General features: G+C 65.1%; 18 protein-coding genes. 9 read left to right on the forward strand and 9 right to left on the reverse strand.

What is annotated here, in order from left to right:
• Positions 1-2 precede the first annotated feature (2 nt).
• Both M1P90_RS02995 and M1P90_RS03000 read right to left on the reverse strand, forming a co-directional pair.
• Entirely contained in the window at positions 3-530 is a 528-nt protein-coding gene (locus tag M1P90_RS02995) for a DUF2867 domain-containing protein (protein ID WP_483701173.1), read from the reverse strand.
• A 183-nt stretch (positions 531-713) separates the two neighbouring features.
• A complete protein-coding gene (locus M1P90_RS03000; RefSeq protein WP_483701174.1) occupies positions 714-944 on the reverse strand; it encodes a hypothetical protein in 231 nt (76 codons plus the stop codon).
• Positions 945-1,438: 494 nt separating this feature from the next.
• On the opposite strand from M1P90_RS03000, the gene pabB reads away from it, so the two are divergent.
• Both pabB and M1P90_RS03010 read left to right on the forward strand, forming a co-directional pair.
• Complete coding sequence (gene pabB / locus M1P90_RS03005; protein WP_483701175.1) at positions 1,439-3,193, forward strand: aminodeoxychorismate synthase component I; 1,755 nt, start codon at positions 1,439-1,441, stop codon at positions 3,191-3,193.
• On the forward strand, positions 3,190-4,377 hold the full coding sequence (locus M1P90_RS03010; RefSeq protein WP_483701176.1) for a glycosyltransferase family 4 protein: 1,188 nt from the start codon (positions 3,190-3,192) through the stop codon (positions 4,375-4,377). Before pabB ends, M1P90_RS03010 begins: the two co-directional genes overlap by 4 nt.
• Here M1P90_RS03010 and M1P90_RS03015 read toward each other — a convergent pair.
• A complete protein-coding gene (locus M1P90_RS03015) occupies positions 4,355-5,149 on the reverse strand; it encodes a class I SAM-dependent methyltransferase (RefSeq protein WP_483701177.1) in 795 nt (264 codons plus the stop codon). The genes M1P90_RS03010 and M1P90_RS03015 overlap by 23 nt on opposite strands.
• A 144-nt stretch (positions 5,150-5,293) precedes the next feature.
• Here M1P90_RS03015 and M1P90_RS03020 point away from each other — a divergent pair, with 144 nt between their 5' ends.
• The 3 genes from M1P90_RS03020 (at position 5,294) to M1P90_RS03030 (ending at position 9,219) form a co-directional block, all read left to right on the forward strand.
• The gene (locus tag M1P90_RS03020; protein ID WP_483701178.1) at positions 5,294-6,208 is read left to right on the forward strand and encodes a glycosyltransferase family 2 protein; all 915 of its coding nucleotides are present in this window, start codon (positions 5,294-5,296) and stop codon (positions 6,206-6,208) included.
• 238 nt (positions 6,209-6,446) lie between these two features.
• Positions 6,447-7,562, forward strand: coding sequence for a glycosyltransferase family 4 protein (locus tag M1P90_RS03025; protein ID WP_483701179.1), 1,116 nt, complete (start codon positions 6,447-6,449; stop codon positions 7,560-7,562).
• Positions 7,563-8,211: 649 nt separating this feature from the next.
• Complete coding sequence (locus M1P90_RS03030) at positions 8,212-9,219, forward strand: aminoglycoside phosphotransferase family protein (RefSeq protein WP_483701180.1); 1,008 nt, start codon at positions 8,212-8,214, stop codon at positions 9,217-9,219.
• 143 nt (positions 9,220-9,362) lie between these two features.
• Here the strand turns inward: M1P90_RS03030 and M1P90_RS03035 are convergent, their stop codons facing one another.
• Positions 9,363-10,301, reverse strand: coding sequence for a universal stress protein (locus M1P90_RS03035; protein WP_483701181.1), 939 nt, complete (start codon positions 10,299-10,301; stop codon positions 9,363-9,365).
• 49 nt (positions 10,302-10,350) lie between these two features.
• The gene (locus M1P90_RS03040) at positions 10,351-10,788 is read right to left on the reverse strand and encodes an OsmC family protein (RefSeq protein WP_483701182.1); all 438 of its coding nucleotides are present in this window, start codon (positions 10,786-10,788) and stop codon (positions 10,351-10,353) included.
• A gap of 235 nt (positions 10,789-11,023) precedes the next feature.
• Here M1P90_RS03040 and M1P90_RS03045 point away from each other — a divergent pair, with 235 nt between their 5' ends.
• Together M1P90_RS03045 and M1P90_RS03050 are read left to right on the forward strand one after the other, a co-directional pair.
• A complete protein-coding gene (locus tag M1P90_RS03045; RefSeq protein WP_483701183.1) occupies positions 11,024-11,509 on the forward strand; it encodes a CBS domain-containing protein in 486 nt (161 codons plus the stop codon).
• An 8-nt stretch (positions 11,510-11,517) separates the two neighbouring features.
• Positions 11,518-11,661, forward strand: a complete 144-nt coding sequence (locus M1P90_RS03050; protein ID WP_483701184.1) for a hypothetical protein — start codon at positions 11,518-11,520, stop codon at positions 11,659-11,661.
• Positions 11,662-11,846: 185 nt separating this feature from the next.
• Here the strand turns inward: M1P90_RS03050 and M1P90_RS03055 are convergent, their stop codons facing one another.
• On the reverse strand, positions 11,847-12,263 hold the full coding sequence (locus M1P90_RS03055) for an ester cyclase (RefSeq protein ID WP_483701185.1): 417 nt from the start codon (positions 12,261-12,263) through the stop codon (positions 11,847-11,849).
• Positions 12,264-12,522: 259 nt separating this feature from the next.
• On the opposite strand from M1P90_RS03055, the gene M1P90_RS03060 reads away from it, so the two are divergent.
• Entirely contained in the window at positions 12,523-13,875 is a 1,353-nt protein-coding gene (locus M1P90_RS03060; protein ID WP_483701186.1) for a glycosyltransferase, read from the forward strand.
• Positions 13,876-13,955: 80 nt separating this feature from the next.
• Here M1P90_RS03060 and M1P90_RS03065 read toward each other — a convergent pair whose 3' ends face one another.
• Both M1P90_RS03065 and sigJ read right to left on the reverse strand, forming a co-directional pair.
• On the reverse strand, positions 13,956-15,473 hold the full coding sequence (locus M1P90_RS03065) for a YifB family Mg chelatase-like AAA ATPase (protein WP_483701187.1): 1,518 nt from the start codon (positions 15,471-15,473) through the stop codon (positions 13,956-13,958).
• 100 nt (positions 15,474-15,573) lie between these two features.
• Positions 15,574-16,473 (reverse strand): RNA polymerase sigma factor SigJ, encoded by a 900-nt coding sequence (sigJ, locus tag M1P90_RS03070; RefSeq protein WP_483701188.1) that lies wholly within the window; start codon positions 16,471-16,473, stop codon positions 15,574-15,576.
• A 116-nt stretch (positions 16,474-16,589) separates the two neighbouring features.
• Here sigJ and M1P90_RS03075 point away from each other — a divergent pair, with 116 nt between their 5' ends.
• Positions 16,590-17,402 (forward strand): SDR family oxidoreductase, encoded by an 813-nt coding sequence (locus M1P90_RS03075; RefSeq protein WP_483701189.1) that lies wholly within the window; start codon positions 16,590-16,592, stop codon positions 17,400-17,402.
• Here M1P90_RS03075 and M1P90_RS03080 read toward each other — a convergent pair.
• The gene (locus M1P90_RS03080) at positions 17,399-18,214 is read right to left on the reverse strand and encodes a class I SAM-dependent methyltransferase (RefSeq protein WP_483701190.1); all 816 of its coding nucleotides are present in this window, start codon (positions 18,212-18,214) and stop codon (positions 17,399-17,401) included. The two genes, M1P90_RS03075 and M1P90_RS03080, sit on opposite strands and share 4 nt — an antisense overlap.
• Positions 18,215-18,283 lie beyond the last annotated feature (69 nt).

Genomic DNA, 18,283 nt, shown 5'->3' on the forward strand with positions numbered 1-18,283 from the left:
TTCTATACGCTGTTTTCCAGTGTGTGCAGGCCGCGCCGCAGCATTGCCGGCACAACCAGGCGGTGAAAGAAGCGCACCGGCAGGAAATACAGCCGCCCCGGCCAGCCATTGAAGCGCACCACTGTCGACACCACCACCTGTTCGCCGCCGCTGGCGGGCGCGCGCAGCACCGAAACGCGGAAATCGAGGTGGCGATCATCCAGCCCCAGCAGCACTTCGTCCGCCGCGCGCGCATAGACCTTGAACAGGCCGCGCTGCGCGAGTGTTTCCAGATCGCGTGGGCGAGGGCCACGGAGCGCGCCGGGCGGCATGGTCTTCAGGCCCGCCAGCCGCACCACGCGGTCGCGCAACGCCATCAGGGTGCCAACCCAGGCCGGCGCGCTCGTGAGTGCCGCCACCACCAGCGCGTCGATGTCAGCGGGAGCGCCGGGCGGCAAGCGCGCCGCATAGGCATCCGCGTAGTCGGGGCGCGCAAAGGCGTGCTCGATCAGCGTGCCAGCGGGCAGGGCCACGGCGTGAACAGCGGGCATTGCGTTCGCCTTTCATTTGCAGCCGGGTAGAAAACGATGAGCCACAGAAAACACAGAGAGCACGGAGTGTGGTTTTCTTAATCAGCGCTCTCTGTACCTCACCTGATCTTCGTTTCGCTACGGAAAGTTTGATTGACGACAGGCGGCGCTTATCACTCGATCGTCCCGTCTATCCTCTATTCGCTAACTCCCGTACCCGCGTCTCAGCGGGGCGAGCGCGAGCGTCAGCGCGCAGCCAAAGAAGATTGGCAGCGCCACGTTTTCTACGCCAATATGGCGGGCCATTATTGCACTAGCGATGCCAGCAAACAAGCCAACCAGCAGACCGGGGGCGGCAAGCCGATGATGCCCTTGCACGCGGGCAACCAGGGCGGCGGCGGCAACACAGGAAAGAACCACAAGCACAGCGTCCATGATGCGCTCCTTGATGATGTGCGACGGTCGGGCAGCGAGCGTGCTCGTTCCACCCGCTGTTTGTTCAATATATCACAAAGTATGCACGAGTCAAGTGTGATTTTTCACAAAGTATCGGCAATTGTGCCGGGACGCAACGTATGCTACTATTGCTTTTTCGATTTGCGATTTTGGATTTGCGATTTTGCTCAATCGCGTATCAATGCAGAATCAGCACAAGCGAGACCCACAAATGTTGCTTGATTTTGCACTATCTACGCCTGCCTGTGGCGCAGTGAGATCGCCAAATTGAAGTTTACCTGCCCTTTGTTGGTCTGGGCGTATAGCAAGACGCCCTTTGCCGGTCCTTCACCCAAAGACATCCATGCCTCAATACCGTGAAAATAACCACCAATCACCACGTCACCAAGGCTCGAGAGCATTCTAAAGACCTCTGTGCCTCTGTGTCTCTGTGGTGAACGTTCCTGTTATCCTTATTTCAATGGTATTGATCCATGCCCGATTTCCCTTTGCTGCTGTTTGATTTTGCCGACGCGCAGGGCTGCCCGCAGCGCCTGTGCTTCCGCGAACCTGTGCAGGTCATCGTTGCCCACACGCCCGCCGAGGTGCGCCCCGCCCTGCAGGCCGTGGGGCAGGCGGCGCGCGCCGGACGCTATGCTGCCGGCTTTGTGGGCTACGAAGCCGCGCCCGCGTTTGAGCCATCGTTTCGCGTGCGCCCGCCCACGAACGATTTGCCGCTGCTGTGGTTTGGCATCTTCGACGCGCCGCAGCCCGCGCCCGCACTCGCGCCCGGCCCGTTCGCGCTGAGCGAGTGGCAGCCCACCGTGTCGCGTCCGGCCTATGCCGCCGCGATTGGCGCGGTGCGCGAGGCGATTGCGCGCGGCGACACCTACCAGGCCAACTACACCATGCGCCTGCGCGCCCAGTTCAGCGGCGACGACCTGGCCTTCTACGAGCAGTTGCGCGCCGCACAGGCCGCCAGCTACAGCGCTTACCTGAACCTGGGCCGCTACCGCATTCTGTCGGCCTCGCCCGAGCTGTTCTTCCACTGGGACGGCGCGCAGCTCACCAGCCGCCCGATGAAAGGCACCGCGCCACGTGGGCGCTGGCCGGCCGAAGACGAAGAACTGGCCGCGTGGCTGGCCGCCTCGGAAAAGAACCGCGCCGAAAACCTGATGATTGTCGACCTGCTGCGCAACGACATCGGGCGCGTGGCGCGGGTGGGCAGCGTGGCCGTGCCCGCGCTGTTCGCGATCGAGTGCTATCGCACCGTGCACCAGATGACCTCGACCATCACCGCGCAGACGCGCCCCGGCACCGATCTCGCCAGCCTGTTTGGCGCGCTCTTCCCCTGCGGCTCGATCACGGGCGCGCCCAAGATCGAAACCATGAAGCTGCTGGCCGAGCTGGAAGACACGCCGCGCGGCGTCTACTGCGGCGCAATCGGGCTGGTTGCGCCGGGCGGCAGCGCCACCTTCAACGTCGCCATCCGCACTGTCACGCTCGACACCGCCAGCGGCACGGCCGAGTATGGTGTGGGCGGTGGCATCACCTGGGATTCGACCGCCGCCGACGAGTACGCCGAGGCGCTGCTCAAGGCCGCGCCCCTGCGCGAGCGCTGGCCCGCGTTCGAGCTGCTCGAAACGCTGCGCCTGGAGCATGGCGACTACGCGCTGCGCGAGCGCCACACGGCGCGTCTGGCCGAGTCGGCGCGCTACTTCAGCATCCCGCTCGATCCGCCCGCCATCGACGCCGCGCTCGACGGCGCCGCCCGCGCTGCCGGGCCGGGCCTGTGGCGCGTGCGCCTGCTGGTCGATCAGCGCGGCGTGGCGCGCGCCGAATATCAACCGCTGCCGCCCGCGCCGGCCCTGCCGCAGCCGGTACGCTGGGCGCGCACGCCGGTTTCGGCCAGCGATCGCTTTCTGTTCCACAAAACCACGCACCGCGCCACCTACGAATCGCGCCGTGCCGAAGCGCCCGATGCCTTTGATGTGCTGTTATGGAATGAGGAAGAACAAGCGACTGAGTTTACGATCGGCAACCTCGTGGCCGAAATCGCGGGGCACTTGTTCACCCCGCCGCTGAACTGCGGGTTGCTGCCCGGCACCATGCGCGCCGAGCTGCTGGCACGCGGCGAGGTACGCGAGCGCGTGCTGACGCGCGCCGAGGTCGCTGCCGCCACGCGCCTCTGGCTGGTGAATAGCGTGCGCGGCTGGGTTCCTGTTTACCTGCGCGAGCAAGAACAATGACGCCCACACTGCACATCCTTTCGCCGGTTGCGCCCTTCCCGCCGCTCTCGGGCGGCACCGCGCACATCCTGCGCACGACGCAGCAGCTGGCGCGCAGCTACGGCGTGCATTTTGCCGCGCTGGCCGCCAATCCCGCGCAACTGCGCTGGGGGCCGCTGGCGGATGTATGCGCTTCGGTGCAGGCTTTCCCACCTACGCCCCGGCGCGGCCCCGGCCTCGATCCGCCAGCAGTGCGGCTGGAATATTCCGCCAGTCTCGAAGCCTACGCCCGCCGCGCCTGGGCCGCCGCCCGGCCCGACGTGGTGCAGCTTGAGTTCACCAGCATGGCACAGTACGCCCGGCTGGCGCGTGCGACCGGCGCGCTGGTGGTGTGCACCGCCCACAACGTCGCCTTTCTGGCGCAGGTGCGCCGCGCCCGGCAGGAGCGCAACCCGCGCCTGCGCGCCCGCCGCTGGCTTGGCGCGCTGAGCCTGTGGGCCTACGAGCTGCGCGCGCTGCCGCAGTGCGATCTGGTCGTTACGCTGAGCGATGTGGATGCTGCCGCGCTGCGGCGCTGGCTGCCGCGCCTGGCGGTGGAGTATGTGCCGTCGGGGATTGATCTGGCCGAGTGGCCGGTCTGTCGCGACCCGCGCGCCGCCGACGAGGTGCTGTTTGTGGGCAACTACCTGCACCCGCCCAACGCCGAGGGCGCGCTCTGGCTGGCGCGCGAGGTGTGGCCGCTGGTGCGGCAGGCGCATCCCGGCGCACGCCTTGTGCTCGCCGGGCGCGAGCCGCCGCCTGCCATTCGCGCCCTCGCCGCGCCCGACATCACCGTGCCCGGCGCGGTGGACGATCTGCGCCCGCTGTACCGGCGGGCCGCGCTGGTGGCCGCGCCGATCTTCTGGGGCAGCGGCGTGCGCATCAAGCTGCTGGAGGCGCTGGCCTGCGGCTTGCCGGTGGCGAGCACCGCGCTGGCGGCCGAGGGTATTGCGCTCCGTGACGGGGCGAGCGCGCTTTTCGCTGAGGAACCGACCGCCTTTGCCGCCGCAATTGTGCGGCTGCTGGGCGACGCTGCCCTGCGCGAGCGCATCGGCGCGGCTGGCCGCGCAATCGCTGAGCGCGACTACGACGCCGAGCGCATAGGCGAACGGCTAGCCGCACTGTATGCCGCCAGGGCGCAGATCAAGCGGGCCGGCGCGCGATAAACGCCAGACCCACGCCGCCTTCGTCCGGCGCGTATCGGCGCAGCATCCAGGGAAGGAGCGCCAGCCCGAGCGGCGCGCGCCGCAGCTGGTTTGCCCGCCGCCACAGCCCGGCGCGGCGCTGGCGCTGTTCCCACTGCCGCAGCTGGTAGCACCAGCGCGCCTGCTCGGCGTCGATATAATAGGCCGCCTCAAGCAGCTCCAGCCCGCGCTCGGCCAGGATGCTGCGCAGGCTGCTGGCGCTATAATAGTGGTGGTGCGCGTAGCTCATGTCGATGGCGGCGCGCTCGGCGGCGGTGGGCTCGTGGCCGAGCATCAGCGCAGGAAACTGCTCGCTGACCGTTGAGAGCACCAGAAAGCCGCCCGGCGCGACTACGCGCGCGATCTCGTCGAAGGCGGCCATGTCGTCGGGAATGTGCTCGATCACGCTGTTCGAAAAAACCACGCGCTGCGAGCCGCTTGCCACCGGCATCTCAGTGGCCGAGGCCAGCATCAGGCGGCGGTAGGCCGGTTTGTGGCCCTGTGCCCAGCGCACGCCGTCGCCGGTCAGGTCGAAGCCCAGCCCGATGTCGCGAATAAGCGCGTGGCCGAGCACGCCATTCCCGCAGCCAACGTCCAGGTCGGCGTGCTCAGCAAGGTCGAGGCCCTGGCGCGCGGCCAGCTCGAGCATCACGGCGACCTCGATGGTGCGCCAGAAGACAATGTATGGCGAGGTGACGTGGTAGCGCAGCATGCGCGGCAGGGTGCGCTGCCAGAAGCGTGTTGGTGGTGTCATTGTTCTTTCGGCTAGGCGGCGGAAGGCTACGGAAACGCGCATTCCGCCATCAGGAAACGCAATCGCACCAGTATACCAGAGGTTTCGCAGGTTACAGGTTTGAAGGTTGCATGTTTGCAGGTTACAGGTTACAGGTTACGTTCGGTGAAACTCAACACTCAAAATTCAGCATTTAGCACTCAAAACTCAACGGCTGAAACGCCCCAGGTCGCACTGATAATCCCGGCGCTGGAGGGCACGCCCGACGCGCTGCTGGCAAGCGTGCGCCGCCAGACACTTGCGCCCGCCGAGGTGATGGTGGTGCGCGGCGTGCGTCCGAATGGCCGCGCGCGCAACCAGGGCTTCGCGGAGAGCAGCGCGCCCATCCTCCTCTTTGTCGACGACGACGCGGTGCTGGGCGACGAGCACGCCATTGCTAATCTGGTCGCGCCGCTGCTGGCCGACCCGACCATCGGTGTGACTGGCGCGTCCAAGCTGCTGCCGCCCGATGCGCCCGCGTTTCAGCGCTGGGTTGCGCGCGAGGTGCCGCGCATCGAGCACCCGGTTGTGGCACAGCCGCTGGAAACAAATCCCGACCCGCCCGCGTTCTACTGCGAAATTACCACTACCTGCTGCGCGATGCGCCGCGCCGTGTTCGAGCAGGCTGGCGGCTTCGACGAAACGCTCGTGCGCGGCGTCGATACCGAATTTTTTGTGCGCCTGCGCCGGCTGACCAATCAAGACGGGGCGCGCTACCGCTTTGTGCTGGTGCCGAACACCTGGACCTTTCACCCCGCGCCGGCAACCATGCGCGCCCTGCTGCGCAAGCATTTCCTGTATGGCCTGGGCCACGCGCAGGAGGTGCGGCGCGACCCGGGGCGCGCGCGCGGGCGGCAGTTACGCACGCCGCTCCATGCGCTGGCCTTTCTGGCCTTCCGCACGGCGATTGTGCTGCCAAACATTTTTCTGCCCTACTCATTCGCCGCGCCATCGTGGCGGCCGGGCTTCAAGCCACTGAAGGCGCTCACATCTTATGTCGGCGCGCTGGGCTATGTGTGGGGATGGTACAGGGCTGGGTAGGACGTGGTTGCAGGTTTGCAGGTTGCAGGTTTCTGCCGACTGCCAACTGCCGACCAGAAAAATGAACCGCAAAGACGCAGAGATCGCGGAGGTTTTCGGTTTCACGTTTGAAGGTTACACGTTGCAGGTTTGCAAGATATTGGAGCCATATTCTGCGCTGTGCTGATCGCTTATTTCACTTTCATAAAGCCAAAACGTGCTGACTCCTGACTTCTGACTTCTGAATACTGCCAAAGCTATGCACATCGCAATTGACGCCCGCTATATCAACGATCACTTCCCCGGCATCGGGCGCTACGTCTACAACCTGATCGACGCGCTTGGGCTGCAAGCGGGCGCGCACCGCGTGCTGGCGCTGCACAACCCTGCGCTGGTGAATACGCGCCACGACATTGCCGCGCTGGCACGCCATCCTGCTGTCGAGCTGGTGGAAACGCCGCTGCGCCCGTTCAGCCTGGCCGAGCAGCGCGGAATCCCGACCCTGCTGCGCCGCCTGCGCGCCGACCTGTTTCACGCGCCTTACTACGTGCGGCCCTACGCCGGCCTGCCGTGCCGCTCGGTCACCACGCTCTACGACGCCATCCCGCGCCTGTTCCCGGCCGAGGTTTCACCGCGCGCGCGCGTGCTGTTCAACCTGCTGACGCGGCTGGCCGCGCGTGGCTCGCAGCACATTCTGGCAATCTCAGCGAGCGCGCGCGCCGACCTGATCGCGGCCTATCGCATCCCGGCGGCACGCATCACCGTCACGCCGCTGGCGGCCAGCCCGCGCTTTGCGCCACAGCCGCCCGAGCGCATCGCCGCAGCGCGCGCGCGCCACGCCCTGCCCGAGCGTTACCTGATCTGTCTCAGCTCGAACAAGCCGCACAAAAACCTCGAAACGCTGGTGGCGGCCTTTGCCCAGCTCAATGCGCCCGATGCCGCGCTGGTGCTGGCCGGGCACTGGGATGCGCGCTACCCGGCTGCCCGCAACGCTGCCGAACGCCTGGGTTTGGGCGCGCGCGTGCGTTTCCTGCCCGGCATCGCGGAGGACGATCTGCCGGCGCTGCTGAGTGGCGCGGCGGCCTTCGCCTTCCCATCGCGCTATGAGGGTTTTGGCCTGCCGCCGCTGGAGGCACTGGCCTGCGGCGCGCCCGTGGTGTGCAGCAACACATCCAGCCTGCCCGAGGTCGTGGGCGACGCCGGCCTGCTGGTGGAACCCAGCGCCGCTGCCTTTGCCGCCGCGCTCGGGCGCGTGCTGAACGATGCTGCCCTGTCCGAGCACCTGCGCGCCGCCGGCCCGCTGCGTGCCGCGCAGTTCAGCTGGCGCGCTACTGCCGCCGCCACGCTCGCTGCCTATGAGCAGGCTGCACGCTAGAAATTGCGTAACCTCCATGCGGGCCGAGACGTCTCACCGATATGGGTATTCAATCAAAGTAGGACCTTCAGGTCGAAAAGTTTTTGCGAATTGTTTGCGACTTTCCAATGCGGCGAGTTGATCGATGCGCAGTCGTTCTGCTTCTGCAATAAGCTGTAGATCTGCGACTTCCCAAAAAACGGCCCAATGTCCAGCATTATCGTCGGCGTATTTGGCAGAGGCAGCCGGTCGATAGCGCATTTTATCAGGGTGCGCGCCACTTACACTCTCACAATGGCCAATATTATAGCCCCTGCCACGAAACCTCTCGGGTTGGTGCCGCACCAGTGTGCGATGCATACAGGAGAACGAGCACATTCAAACCGCCCCGTAGGTCATCGAGTTTGCGAAACACTTGCCACGCCATGCTTCCAAAGGCGACTTTGCCTTGTTCCCTACACACTTCAGCGCCAGAAACAAGATGTTCAAGTGGCACTGGCGCAACCAGCGCGACATCAAAGGAGACAGCCATTTTCATTCTCCTATTTCATCATCAGGAAAGAAGTAAAGATGTGCAAGGCGTAATTGTAGCATAGCTAACCCAAGGCTTTGCAAAGCGCCAAGTCATTGTTCACAGATGCAATGATAGTAACAGAAAACGAGCATACTGATGTCAACAATCACACCACCATTTTGGGCTGGCGAAACATGGGCCGGCGACGCGCAGGAGTGGATTGGCGCCGCGCTGGCGCGCCACGGGCGCAGCCTGGCCGGGCCACTCGAGCAGATCCACCTGCAGCACTGGTCCACGGTGCTGCGCGCGCCAACCACCGACGGGCCGGTTTTCTTCAAGTCGGTCGCGCCAGACATTCTTCACGAAGTCGCGCTCACTGCGGCGCTGGCGCGCTGGCAGCCCGACCTGGTGCTGCAACCGCTCGCCACCGACCCTGCGCGTGGCTGGATGCTGCTGCCCGACGGCGGCGCGCGCCTGCGCGAGCGAATCCGCGCCGACCACGACCTGGGCCACTGGCACGCGCTGCTGCCGCACTATGCCGCGCTTCAGATCGACCTCGCTGCGCGCCAGGACGAGCTGCTGGCCCTGGGCGCGGCCGACTGCCGGCTCACGCATTTCCCGCGCCTGTACGCCGAGCTGCTGAACGAGCACGAGCAGCTCTGGCTCGACCAGCCCGACGGCCTGCCGAGCGCGGAGCATGCGCGCCTGCTGGCGCTGGTCCCGCACGTATCGGCGTGGTGCGCTGAACTGGCCGCCAGCGGCATCCCGGAATCGCTCAACCACGGCGATCTGCACGACGGCAATATTTTCTACTCCAACGGCAGTGCCCGCATCTTCGACTGGGGCGACGGCAGCGTTTCGCACCCGTTTTTCAGCCTGCGCACGGCCTTTGTGAGCATTGAGAATAGCCTGGGGCTGGAAGAAAACGCGCCCGAGTTTGTCGGTGTGGGCGAGGCCTACCTCGTGCCGTGGGCGCGCGAAGTGGGCATGGATCGTGCGCGTGCAGTGTTTGCGCTGGCGCTGCGGCTGGCCCCACTGTGCGGCGCATTTAGCTGGGCCAGCACCGTGCGCTCGCTGCCGCCCGCCCTGCGCGCCGAATACAATATTCAGGTACCGTCCCTGCTGCAAGAGTTCCTGTCGAATGTTGATCGCACCACAAGCTGAAACGCCCGAAGTGGCTATCTGCCGCTCCGAGCGTTACAAATTCATCCACAGATTACACAGATGGCACAGATTTCGCTCGGTTGAGAACGGCATATCTGCATAATCTGCGTAATCTGTGGATCAAACCAGCTTGCGCTGAACAATCAATTATCCTGCGCCCGCACCAGCACCAGCGGCATGGTCGCCGCGTGAAGCACTTTGTCGGCCACGCTGCCCATTGCCCAGCGCCGCAGCCCGCCGCGACCATGCGTCGCCATCACGATCACGCTGGCATTGCGGCGCGTCGCCTCGTCCACAATCACCTCGGCGGCGTGCCCATTATCGACCACGGGTGTGGCCTGAACGCCCGCGCTGCGCAGCTCGCCAGCCAGCGCGCCCAGGCTGCGCGCCGCCTGCTCGTGCAGCGTGCCAATTACTGTGCCATACGGCACCGTTGCAATGCTCGGGTATGGCTCAATTGGCGGCGCAACCGCCTCGACCAGCAGCAGCTCAGCGGGCGCCTTGCCCGCCAGGTCGCGCGCGAACGGCAGCGCCTGCATCGCCAGCGGCGAGCCGTCGAGCGGCAGCAGCACGCGCTCCAGCGCGAAGGCTTTGGCCGGCGTGTAGCGCGTGGCGCGGATCAGGAACACTGGCGCGGGCGCGGCCTGCACCACGCGGTCGGCCACGCTGCCCAGCGCCCAGCGCCGCAGCCCGCCGTAGCCATGCGTCGCCATCGCGATCATGTCGATCTGCGGGCTGTGCGCGATCTCCACAATCACGTCGGCCGGCTCGCCGCACTGCACATCGCAGCTCACCTCCAGGCCCGCTTCCTGTAAACGTAACGCGCGCGCCGCCAGGTAGGCATCGGCGGCGGCCAGGGCTTCTTCCAGCGCGGCGTTCGCCACCTCGTGCTGCACCCCGCGCGGGCCAGCCATGCTATAAATATTCGCCACGTTTTCGCTCAGCAGCGAGGGCGGCGGCATTTCGGGAACAACCTGCAACAGCCGCACCTGCGCCCCGAGCAGCGGCGCCAGCACGCGCACATATGGCAGCACCTGCTCGGCCAACAACGACCCATCAAGCGGAACAAGAATTGTTTTCATGGCTGGCCTCATCTATCGCTAAACCTCACGCCCGGCGCATCGTTGCGCGCTAGTCGGTCGGCGTAAGGGCATACTCGCTGCTCACCACCCGGAAGCGCGGCGTGATCGTCACGCTCTGGCCCAGCATTGCCCACACCGGGCAGTAGCGGTCGCGCGACAGCTCAATCGCGCGCTCGACAGCGGCGGGCGCCACATCCTCGCCGTGGATCACATACTCGAGCTGGATCTCGGTAAACACCGTTGGGTGCTCATCGCGCCGCTGGCCGCGAACATGCACTTCCAGGCCCTCGACCGGCTGGCGCTGCTTGCGCAGAATGGCGATCACATCCATCGCGCTGCACCCAGCCAGGCTCAGCAGTACATTTTCCATGGGCGAAGGCCCGAAGTTCAGCGCGGAGTCGAGGTCGATCTCGTGCCCGGCCGGCACGCTGCCGACGAAATGCATGTTTTCGTGAAGTCGTACAGTTGCGGCAAGTTCGCTTGTCATCACGGCCTCCTTGTGTTTCATTTCCTGTGCTTATCGTAACAAAGCCTGGTTTGGCTGGAGTAAATAGTTCATAACCTTTCTGGGCGCTTTCGCAACTGCCCCGCCGATGCCCACGGCTGCTGCGCCCGCAGAAAGAAATGCCCACGCCCGGTTGCCGAACAGCAACCCGCCCGCCGCGCGAAGGTACTATCCTGAAATCAGACACAAGGCGGCCGGAAACAACAAGGAGGTTGCTATGTCAGCCATGCAAGCGCACCCGATTGCAGCGCGGGCCGTGCCGGCCGAAGAAGAGATTCGGTTCTGGATGCGCGCCCCCGCCATCACCATCAACATTGCCGCGCCCCTCAGCGAGGCGCTCGGGCTCATGCACGAGCACGACGTGCGCCGCCTGCCGGTCACCATCGACACAGGCGAGCTGCGCGGGATGATCACGCAGGGCGACATCCGCGGCGCCGACGTGCTGCGCGCCGCTGGCTTCGATCCCTTCGATGTTGCCGACAGCCTGCGCAAGGTCAAGGTCTACGAGGTCATGAGCGCCGACCCACTCGTCGTCACGCCCGAAACTGGGCTGCGCGAGGCGGCCATGCTGATGATTGAAAATAAGATTGGCGGCCTGCCGGTGGTGAATGAAGATCGCGCGGTGGTTGGCATTATCACCGAGAGCGATTTGTTCGAGGCGCTGGTGCAGCAGCTCGACAATGCTGTGCAGCGCGCAATGTGAGGTTCGCTATGATGCACATGTTTGGCTTTGGGCCGGGCATTCCCGCTATGGGTCTGCTCTGGCTGATCTGCCTGCTGATGGCGGTGGCAGTGGTGTGGGGCTTTGTGAGCCTGTTCCGCATTCAGAAGGAGCTGGCCGCGCGCGATAAATAACGCCTGACCAACGACGAATGACAAAAGACGAAGGACGAATGACGAAGCCACGCTCGCCATTCGTCCTTTGTTGCGTAGGTGGATTCAGCTGTTTCCTGTGAACGGTTTTCTGTACGCAGCAAGGTGGTTATTGCCATGCAAGCTGCTGCTTACTGCCTCCTGCAAACTGCGCTCTGTATGCTCCCCTACGCAGGAATCATCCCCAGCTGCATCATCAGCGACACATCGTCGTCCTTGCGCCAGAACTCGACGATCTTGCCATCGCGCAGACGAAACAGCTCGATGCCCGGCACCACCACGCTTTTGCCGGTCGCGGGCATGCCCATAAAGGCGCCGTTGTGCGTGGCCGTATGCGTGTGCAGCACGCTCACCATGTCGCCCTCCGCCACCATCGCGTCAATCGCCACGCGGTGATGCGGGAAGGCCGCGTCGAACATGCCCAGCAGCTCGCGAAACGCGCCCACGCCGCGTGCCTCGCCCATAAACGGGTCGTGCACCACCACATCGGCTGCATACAACGCCTCGATCAGCTCGGCCCGCTCCTGATTGATCACATCCTCATACACCCGCCGCACAATCGCCTTGTTCTGCTCGGTGCTCATTGCATTCCTCCTTTTTGCTATTGCCGCTGCCAAAGAATGCGCGTGGCGGACGGCGCGTGGATGAATACAGGCGGGCAAACCCAGAACTTCCACCATAGCGTTTGTCGCCCTTGTGTATCCCAAAGGGCGACCCCACGCGCCCCTCAGGCTGCAACAATGCATCTGTAGCAGCACGGCAGTGGCCGCGCCCAAGCTCAGAAGTGATGTGACAATCCATCCAACTGCTGAATGGGTTATTCACATAGAAAGACAAGCACACATGGCACGATTTCTTTTTGCCACCATCCCGCAGGCCGGGCATACCAACCCGGGCCTGCCAATTGCGCAAGCACTGGTCGAGCGCGGCCACGAAGTTGTGTGGTACGGCGGGCGGCGCTTTCAGGCAGCAATCGCCGCAACTGGAGCGCAGTTCGCGCCGATCGAGGCAGCCGCCGACATTGGCGATGCCAACCTCGACGCGCTGTTTCCCGAACGGGCAAAGCTCAGCGGCCTTGCCGGGTTTAAATTCGACCTCAAGCACCTTTTTCTCGACAATGTGCCGGGCCAGATCGCCGACCTCCAGCGTATCCTTGCCACATTCCCGGCTGATGTCATTGTGGGCGACACTGGCTTCGTTGGCATGAGCATGCTCCACGAGCTTGGCGGGCCGCGCTGGGCCACCTACGGCATCACAGCGCTCACGCTTGGCAGCCGCGACACCGCGCCATTTGGCACCGGGCTGCCGCCCAGCGCCAGCATGTTTGGCCGGGCGCGCAACACACTGATCGCAAGCGTGTTCGAGCATATCCTCTTTCGCGATGTCAACCAGCATGCGCGGGGCATTCGTACGAAGCTGGGCTTGTCGTCGCGCGGCCCCGATGTGCTGAGCACCACGCTCTCGCCGTTTCTGTATATGCACGCGTCAACGCCCGCATTTGAGTACCCACGCAGCGATCTCGCGCCGCAGGTGCATTTCATTGGCCCGCTGCTGCCGCAATCATCGGTCGATTTCGCGCCGTCCGCGTGGTGGAACGATCTCCACGGCGGCAAACAGGTGGTGCTGGTCAATCAGGGCACGGTTGCAACCGACATGAACGACTTGATTGTTCCCACGCTCCAGGCACTGGCCGGCGACGACCTGCTGGTGATTGCAACTACTGGCGGCGCAACCGCTGCGGAGCTTGGCATCGGCATCCCGGCCAATGCGCGTGTCGAGCCATTTGTGCCATTTGCCGAATTGCTGCCACATATTGATCTCATGATCACCAATGGCGGCTATGGCGGCGTGCAATTCGCGCTTGCGCAGGGCATCCCGCTGATTGTGGCAGGCACCACCGAAGACAAACCCGAGGTGGCGGCGCGGGTGGCCTGGAGCGGCGCGGGCATCAACCTGCGAACCAAAACACCAACGCCCGAGCAGATTCGCGCTGCGGTGCAATCGGTGCGCCGCAACGCGCAATACAGCTTCAACGCCGAACGCATCCGCGCCGATTACGCACAGCACAACGCGCCGCACGAAGCTGCCCTGCTTCTGGAACAACTGGCTGCAAGCAAGCAGCCCGTGCTTCGCGCAGAGCTTCCCAAGCGCCCAGCGCGCCACGCCGGGCGGGGTATTACGAGCGAATTGGCATAAAGCAAAGCATAAATAATGGCGGGTCTGCTGTGCTAAGCAGACCCGCCATTATGGTTTCCGAACCGATTTTCGCTACAGGGCTACTCCTTCTGGCGCGGGCGGTATTGCAGCGCCTCGGCCAGGTGCGTCGCGCCAATCTGCTCGGTGCCCGCCAGGTCCGCGATGGTGCGGGCGAGCTTGAGCACGCGGTGGTAGCCACGCGCCGAAAGCTGCAGCTGCCGCATAGCCGCCTGCATCAGGCGCTGGCCCGCCGCATCCAGCCCGCAATAGCGGCGCACCTCGGCCGGCCCCATGTCGGCGTTGGTGACCATGCGCGTGCCACGGAAGCGTGCCGCCTGGAAGGTACGCGCCGCAGTCACGCGTTCGCGCACGGCCCGCGAAGGCTCGCCCTGCCGCTCGGAGGCGAGCTTTTCGTACTGCACGCGCGCCACTTCTACATGAATGTCGATCCGGTCGAGCAGCGGGCCGGAAATGCGCTTCTGGTAGCGCGCCACCACCGACGCCGAGCAGGTACACTGCTTCTCGGGGTCGCCATACCAGCCGCACGGGCAGGGGTTCATCGCCGCAACCATGATGAAGCTGGCCGGGAAGGTGACCGAGCCCGAGGCGCGGCTGATCGTCACGATGCGATCTTCCAGCGGCTGGCGCAACACCTCCAGCGTCTGCATGCCAAACTCGGGCAGCTCATCGAGGAACAGCACGCCACGGTGCGCGCGCGTGATCTCGCCGGGCTTGATGCGCGAGCCGCCGCCAACCAGCCCGGCCTGCGAAATGGTGTGGTGCGGCGCGCAGAACGGGCGCTGGCGTACCAGCGGCTGGTTGGGTGGCAGCATGCCGCTCACCGAGTAGATTTTGGTGACCTCCAGCGATTCTTCCAGGCTCATGGGCGGCAGGATGGAAGGCACAGCGCGCGCCATCAGGGTTTTACCCGAGCCCGGCGAGCCGCTCATCAGCAGGTTGTGGCCGCCCGCCGCCGCGATTTCGAGCGCGCGCTTGGCGTGTTCCTGCCCGCGAATATCCGCAAAATCCACCGGGTAGATCGCGTCGTCTTCGAGCGTGAGCGGCGTGGCCATGTAGGGTGTCAGCCGGCGCTCGCCGGCCAGATGCGCCGTGAGGTCGGATAATGTTTGGACGGGGATGACGGTCGCTCCCTCCACCAGCCCGGCCTCGGGCGCGTCTTCAAACGGCACATACACGGTCTCGATGCCGTGGTTGCGCGCAATGCTGACCATCGGCAGCACGCCGTCGGTGTGGCGCAGCTTGCCATCCAGCCCCAGTTCGCCCACAAACAGCGCGCGCTCGACGCTGCCCTGCGCCTGTTCCGAGGCCAGCAGCAGGCCAATCGCGATCGGCAGGTCGTAGGCCGGGCCGGCCTTGCGGATGTCGGCCGGGGCGAGGTTGACGGTCAGGCGTTTCATGGGGAATGATGCGCCCGAATTCTTCACGGCGGCGCGAACCCGCTCCTTGGCTTCCTGCACGGCGGCATCGGGCAGGCCAACAATCTGAAAGCTGGGCAAGCCCTGGCTGATATCGACTTCGACCTCCACGGGGTGGCCGTCCAGGCCCACGATGGCGCAGCTGAATACTTTGGCGAGCACGGGCGTTTCTCCGAATTGTAATGCTTGAATGACGAGCATTTGTTCTACCGCCCACTATGCCGCGACGGTACGCCCGCATGCCACGCTTTTGCCCGCAATGTTATCGCTGTGTGAGCTGTGCTTGGATGTAGGCAAGCTTCTCGGGGTTTAGCTGCGCAGCGATCTCCCGAACGCCATCCGCGCCGAGCGCCAGGCTGATCAGCGCGCCCAGGCGCTCGCCTTCCCACGCCAGAATTGCCACCTCGCCATTCACGTCGCCAAGGGTGAAGGTGAGCGTGCGCGCCTGACCCAGCCAGAAGGCCCAGAAGCGCGCCACTGCGGCCTGCCCCACCACCGGCTTGAGGTTCGCGGGCGCTTTGCCGCCGCCATCCGCCCAGGAAATCGCGTCGTGGGCGAGCAGGCGCGTCAGCGCAGCCATGTCGCCGGCCTGGCTGGCGGCCAGAAAGCTGAGCAGAAGCTGGCGCTGCTGCTGCGGCTCGGGCGTGAAGCGCGCCGGCGCGCCTTCCAGCGCGGTGCGGGCGCGGTGGAAGATTTGGCGGCAGTTGGCCGGGCTTTTCTCCAGCATCGCGGCAATTTCGCCAAACGGGTAGCCAAACACTTCGTGCAGCAGAAACACGGCGCGCTCGGGCGGGCTGAGCGCTTCGAGCAGGCGCAAAAACGCCAGCGAAAGCGCTTCCTGCTGCTCGAGCCTGGCGAGTGGCAAGCCGCCTTCCGCCGAGGTCAGGATCGGTTCGGGCAGCCACGTGCCGACATAGCGCTCGCGGGCCACGCGCGCGGATTTCAGGTGATCGAGCGCGAGGCGGGTAATGATGGTGCTGAGGTAGGCTTTCAGCGAGGCGATCTCGCGCTCGGCGCTCCCATGGTAGCGCAGGTAGGTTTCCTGCACCAGGTCTTCGGCGTCGCTGGCGCTGCCGGTCATGCGATAGGCGATTGAGAACAGCAGCACACGATAGTGCTCGAACGCTGCCGCCTTGCCCGCAGAGGTGTGCCCATCTTTCATGCGCTGATCTCCCGCCAGCTTTCGTGCCAAGCATGTCACATTTGCGCCCGCAATCTCGTCTGCTGTGCGAATTGCCGCAGGGCGTTCATTGCACAGGATAGCAGGGAGATGAAAACATGCAACATGTGTTAGTGACGGGCGGGACGGGCACGCTGGGACGGCTGCTGGTGCCGCGTTTGCGCGAGGCGGGCTGCGCGGTGCGGGTGCTGAGTCGCCAGCCGCGTGCCACAGCCGAGGGCGTTGAGTATGTGGTGGGCGACTTGAGTACGGGCGCGGGGGTTGAGGCGGCGGTGGCGGGCGTTGAGGTGATTGTGCACTGCGCGGGCAGCGCCGCTGGCGATGAGCAAAAGGCCGACCATCTGGTGCGAGCGGCGCGTCATTCTGAGGTGAAGCACCTCGTGTACATTTCGGTGGTTGGGGCCGAGCGCATCGCGGTGGTGAGCGCAATCGACCGCGCAATGTTCAGCTATTTCGCGTCGAAGTTCGCCGCCGAGCGGATTGTTGCCGATTCGGGCCTGCCCTGGACAACGCTGCGCGCCACGCAGTTCTACGATCTGGTGCTGCTGGTGGCGCAGCAGATGGCAAAACTGCCCGTGCTGCCGCTGCCCAGCGGCTTCCGCTTCCAGCCGATCGACGCGGGCGAGGTGGCGGCGCGCATGGCCGAACTCGCGCTCGGCGCGCCGGCCGGGCTGGTTCCCGACATGGGCGGGCCGCGTATCTACACCATGGCCGAACTGATGCAGGGCTATCTGCGCGCCACCGGCCGGCGCAGGCCGAGTATTCCGCTGTGGCTGCCCGGTCGGGCGGCGCGCGCCATTCGCAATGGCGCCAACCTCGCGCCCGAGCGCGCCATTGGCCGGCGCAGCTGGGAAGAGTTCCTGGCCGAACGTGTAGCCGCGCCCGGCGCGAACGCGCTGGGTATGCGCTAGCGCTGCGCCACGCGCACCCGGTAGCTCCAATACCATGGCACAGTGGCATCGCCAAGCGCGTGGCTGGCGGCGGCGCGCAGCGCGGCGATGCCAATTTCTTCTTCGCTCGCGCCAGCCTTGAGCAGCGTGGCAACCTGCCCCTGGCTGAGCGCCAGCCCCACCAGGCGCTCGGCATCGCCGTGTTCGGTATGGTGCAGCAGCAGCTCGCGTGAAAAGCGGAAATGCCCGCTCGCGCGTATGCGCTCAAGATGCTGGCGCTTGTCCCAGTAGTGTACTTCGCGTGAAAGGCCGCGCCCCTGCTCGACAATCGTGGCCTGAACCAGGCAGTTGTTATAGGCGTGCTCGATTTCGAGATTGAAGCAGGGCGGCCAATCGCAGTCGTAGGCGGCGAAAACCCCGCCCGGCCGCAGGATGCGCGCAACCTCGGCAAAGGTGCTGGCTGGCTCCATCCAGTGCAGCGCCTGCGAGCATGTGACAATATCGGCGCAGGCATCGGGCAGGCCGGTGGCGTTGCCATAGCCAGCGCGAAACGCAAGCCCGTCCAGCCCGGCACAGCGCGCCTCGGCCTCGCTGCGCATGTCGTTGCTCGGCTCGACGCCCAGCGCGCGCTCGGCGCGGCCCGCCCACAGCGCCGTCGAAAGCCCGGTGCCGCTGCCCAGATCAACAACCAGCGCCGGGCGCGGTGTGCCGGCCAGCTGGCACAGCAGCTCGGCCAGCGCAGCCGGCGGGCGCGGGCGAAATTTATCATACCGATCAGCAAAGCCCATAAAGCGCTCGACATTGGCGCTCAGGTAATTTCCTGCTGGTTCCATATTCATCTTTCTTGCTGCAATGCACTTTCTCCAATTGTACCTGCATTATCGCATCAGAACTTTCGCTTG

This window comes from Kouleothrix sp. 19917 (assembly GCF_057073505.1).

Excerpts from the sequence above, each read along its gene's own strand:
- M1P90_RS02995 (WP_483701173.1), bottom strand. The coding sequence starts at position 530 with ATGCCCGCTGTTCACGCCGTGGCCCTGCCCGCTGGCACGCTGATCGAG.
- M1P90_RS03000 (WP_483701174.1), bottom strand. The coding sequence starts at position 944 with ATGGACGCTGTGCTTGTGGTTCTTTCCTGTGTTGCCGCCGCCGCCCTG.
- pabB (WP_483701175.1), top strand. The coding sequence starts at position 1,439 with ATGCCCGATTTCCCTTTGCTGCTGTTTGATTTTGCCGACGCGCAGGGC.
- M1P90_RS03010 (WP_483701176.1), top strand. The coding sequence starts at position 3,190 with ATGACGCCCACACTGCACATCCTTTCGCCGGTTGCGCCCTTCCCGCCG.
- M1P90_RS03015 (WP_483701177.1), bottom strand. The coding sequence starts at position 5,149 with ATGACACCACCAACACGCTTCTGGCAGCGCACCCTGCCGCGCATGCTG.
- M1P90_RS03025 (WP_483701179.1), top strand. The coding sequence starts at position 6,447 with ATGCACATCGCAATTGACGCCCGCTATATCAACGATCACTTCCCCGGC.
- M1P90_RS03030 (WP_483701180.1), top strand. The coding sequence starts at position 8,212 with ATGTCAACAATCACACCACCATTTTGGGCTGGCGAAACATGGGCCGGC.
- M1P90_RS03035 (WP_483701181.1), bottom strand. The coding sequence starts at position 10,301 with ATGAAAACAATTCTTGTTCCGCTTGATGGGTCGTTGTTGGCCGAGCAG.
- M1P90_RS03040 (WP_483701182.1), bottom strand. The coding sequence starts at position 10,788 with ATGACAAGCGAACTTGCCGCAACTGTACGACTTCACGAAAACATGCAT.
- M1P90_RS03045 (WP_483701183.1), top strand. The coding sequence starts at position 11,024 with ATGTCAGCCATGCAAGCGCACCCGATTGCAGCGCGGGCCGTGCCGGCC.
- M1P90_RS03050 (WP_483701184.1), top strand. The coding sequence starts at position 11,518 with ATGATGCACATGTTTGGCTTTGGGCCGGGCATTCCCGCTATGGGTCTG.
- M1P90_RS03055 (WP_483701185.1), bottom strand. The coding sequence starts at position 12,263 with ATGAGCACCGAGCAGAACAAGGCGATTGTGCGGCGGGTGTATGAGGAT.
- M1P90_RS03060 (WP_483701186.1), top strand. The coding sequence starts at position 12,523 with ATGGCACGATTTCTTTTTGCCACCATCCCGCAGGCCGGGCATACCAAC.
- sigJ (WP_483701188.1), bottom strand. The coding sequence starts at position 16,473 with ATGAAAGATGGGCACACCTCTGCGGGCAAGGCGGCAGCGTTCGAGCAC.
- M1P90_RS03075 (WP_483701189.1), top strand. The coding sequence starts at position 16,590 with ATGCAACATGTGTTAGTGACGGGCGGGACGGGCACGCTGGGACGGCTG.
- M1P90_RS03080 (WP_483701190.1), bottom strand. The coding sequence starts at position 18,214 with ATGGAACCAGCAGGAAATTACCTGAGCGCCAATGTCGAGCGCTTTATG.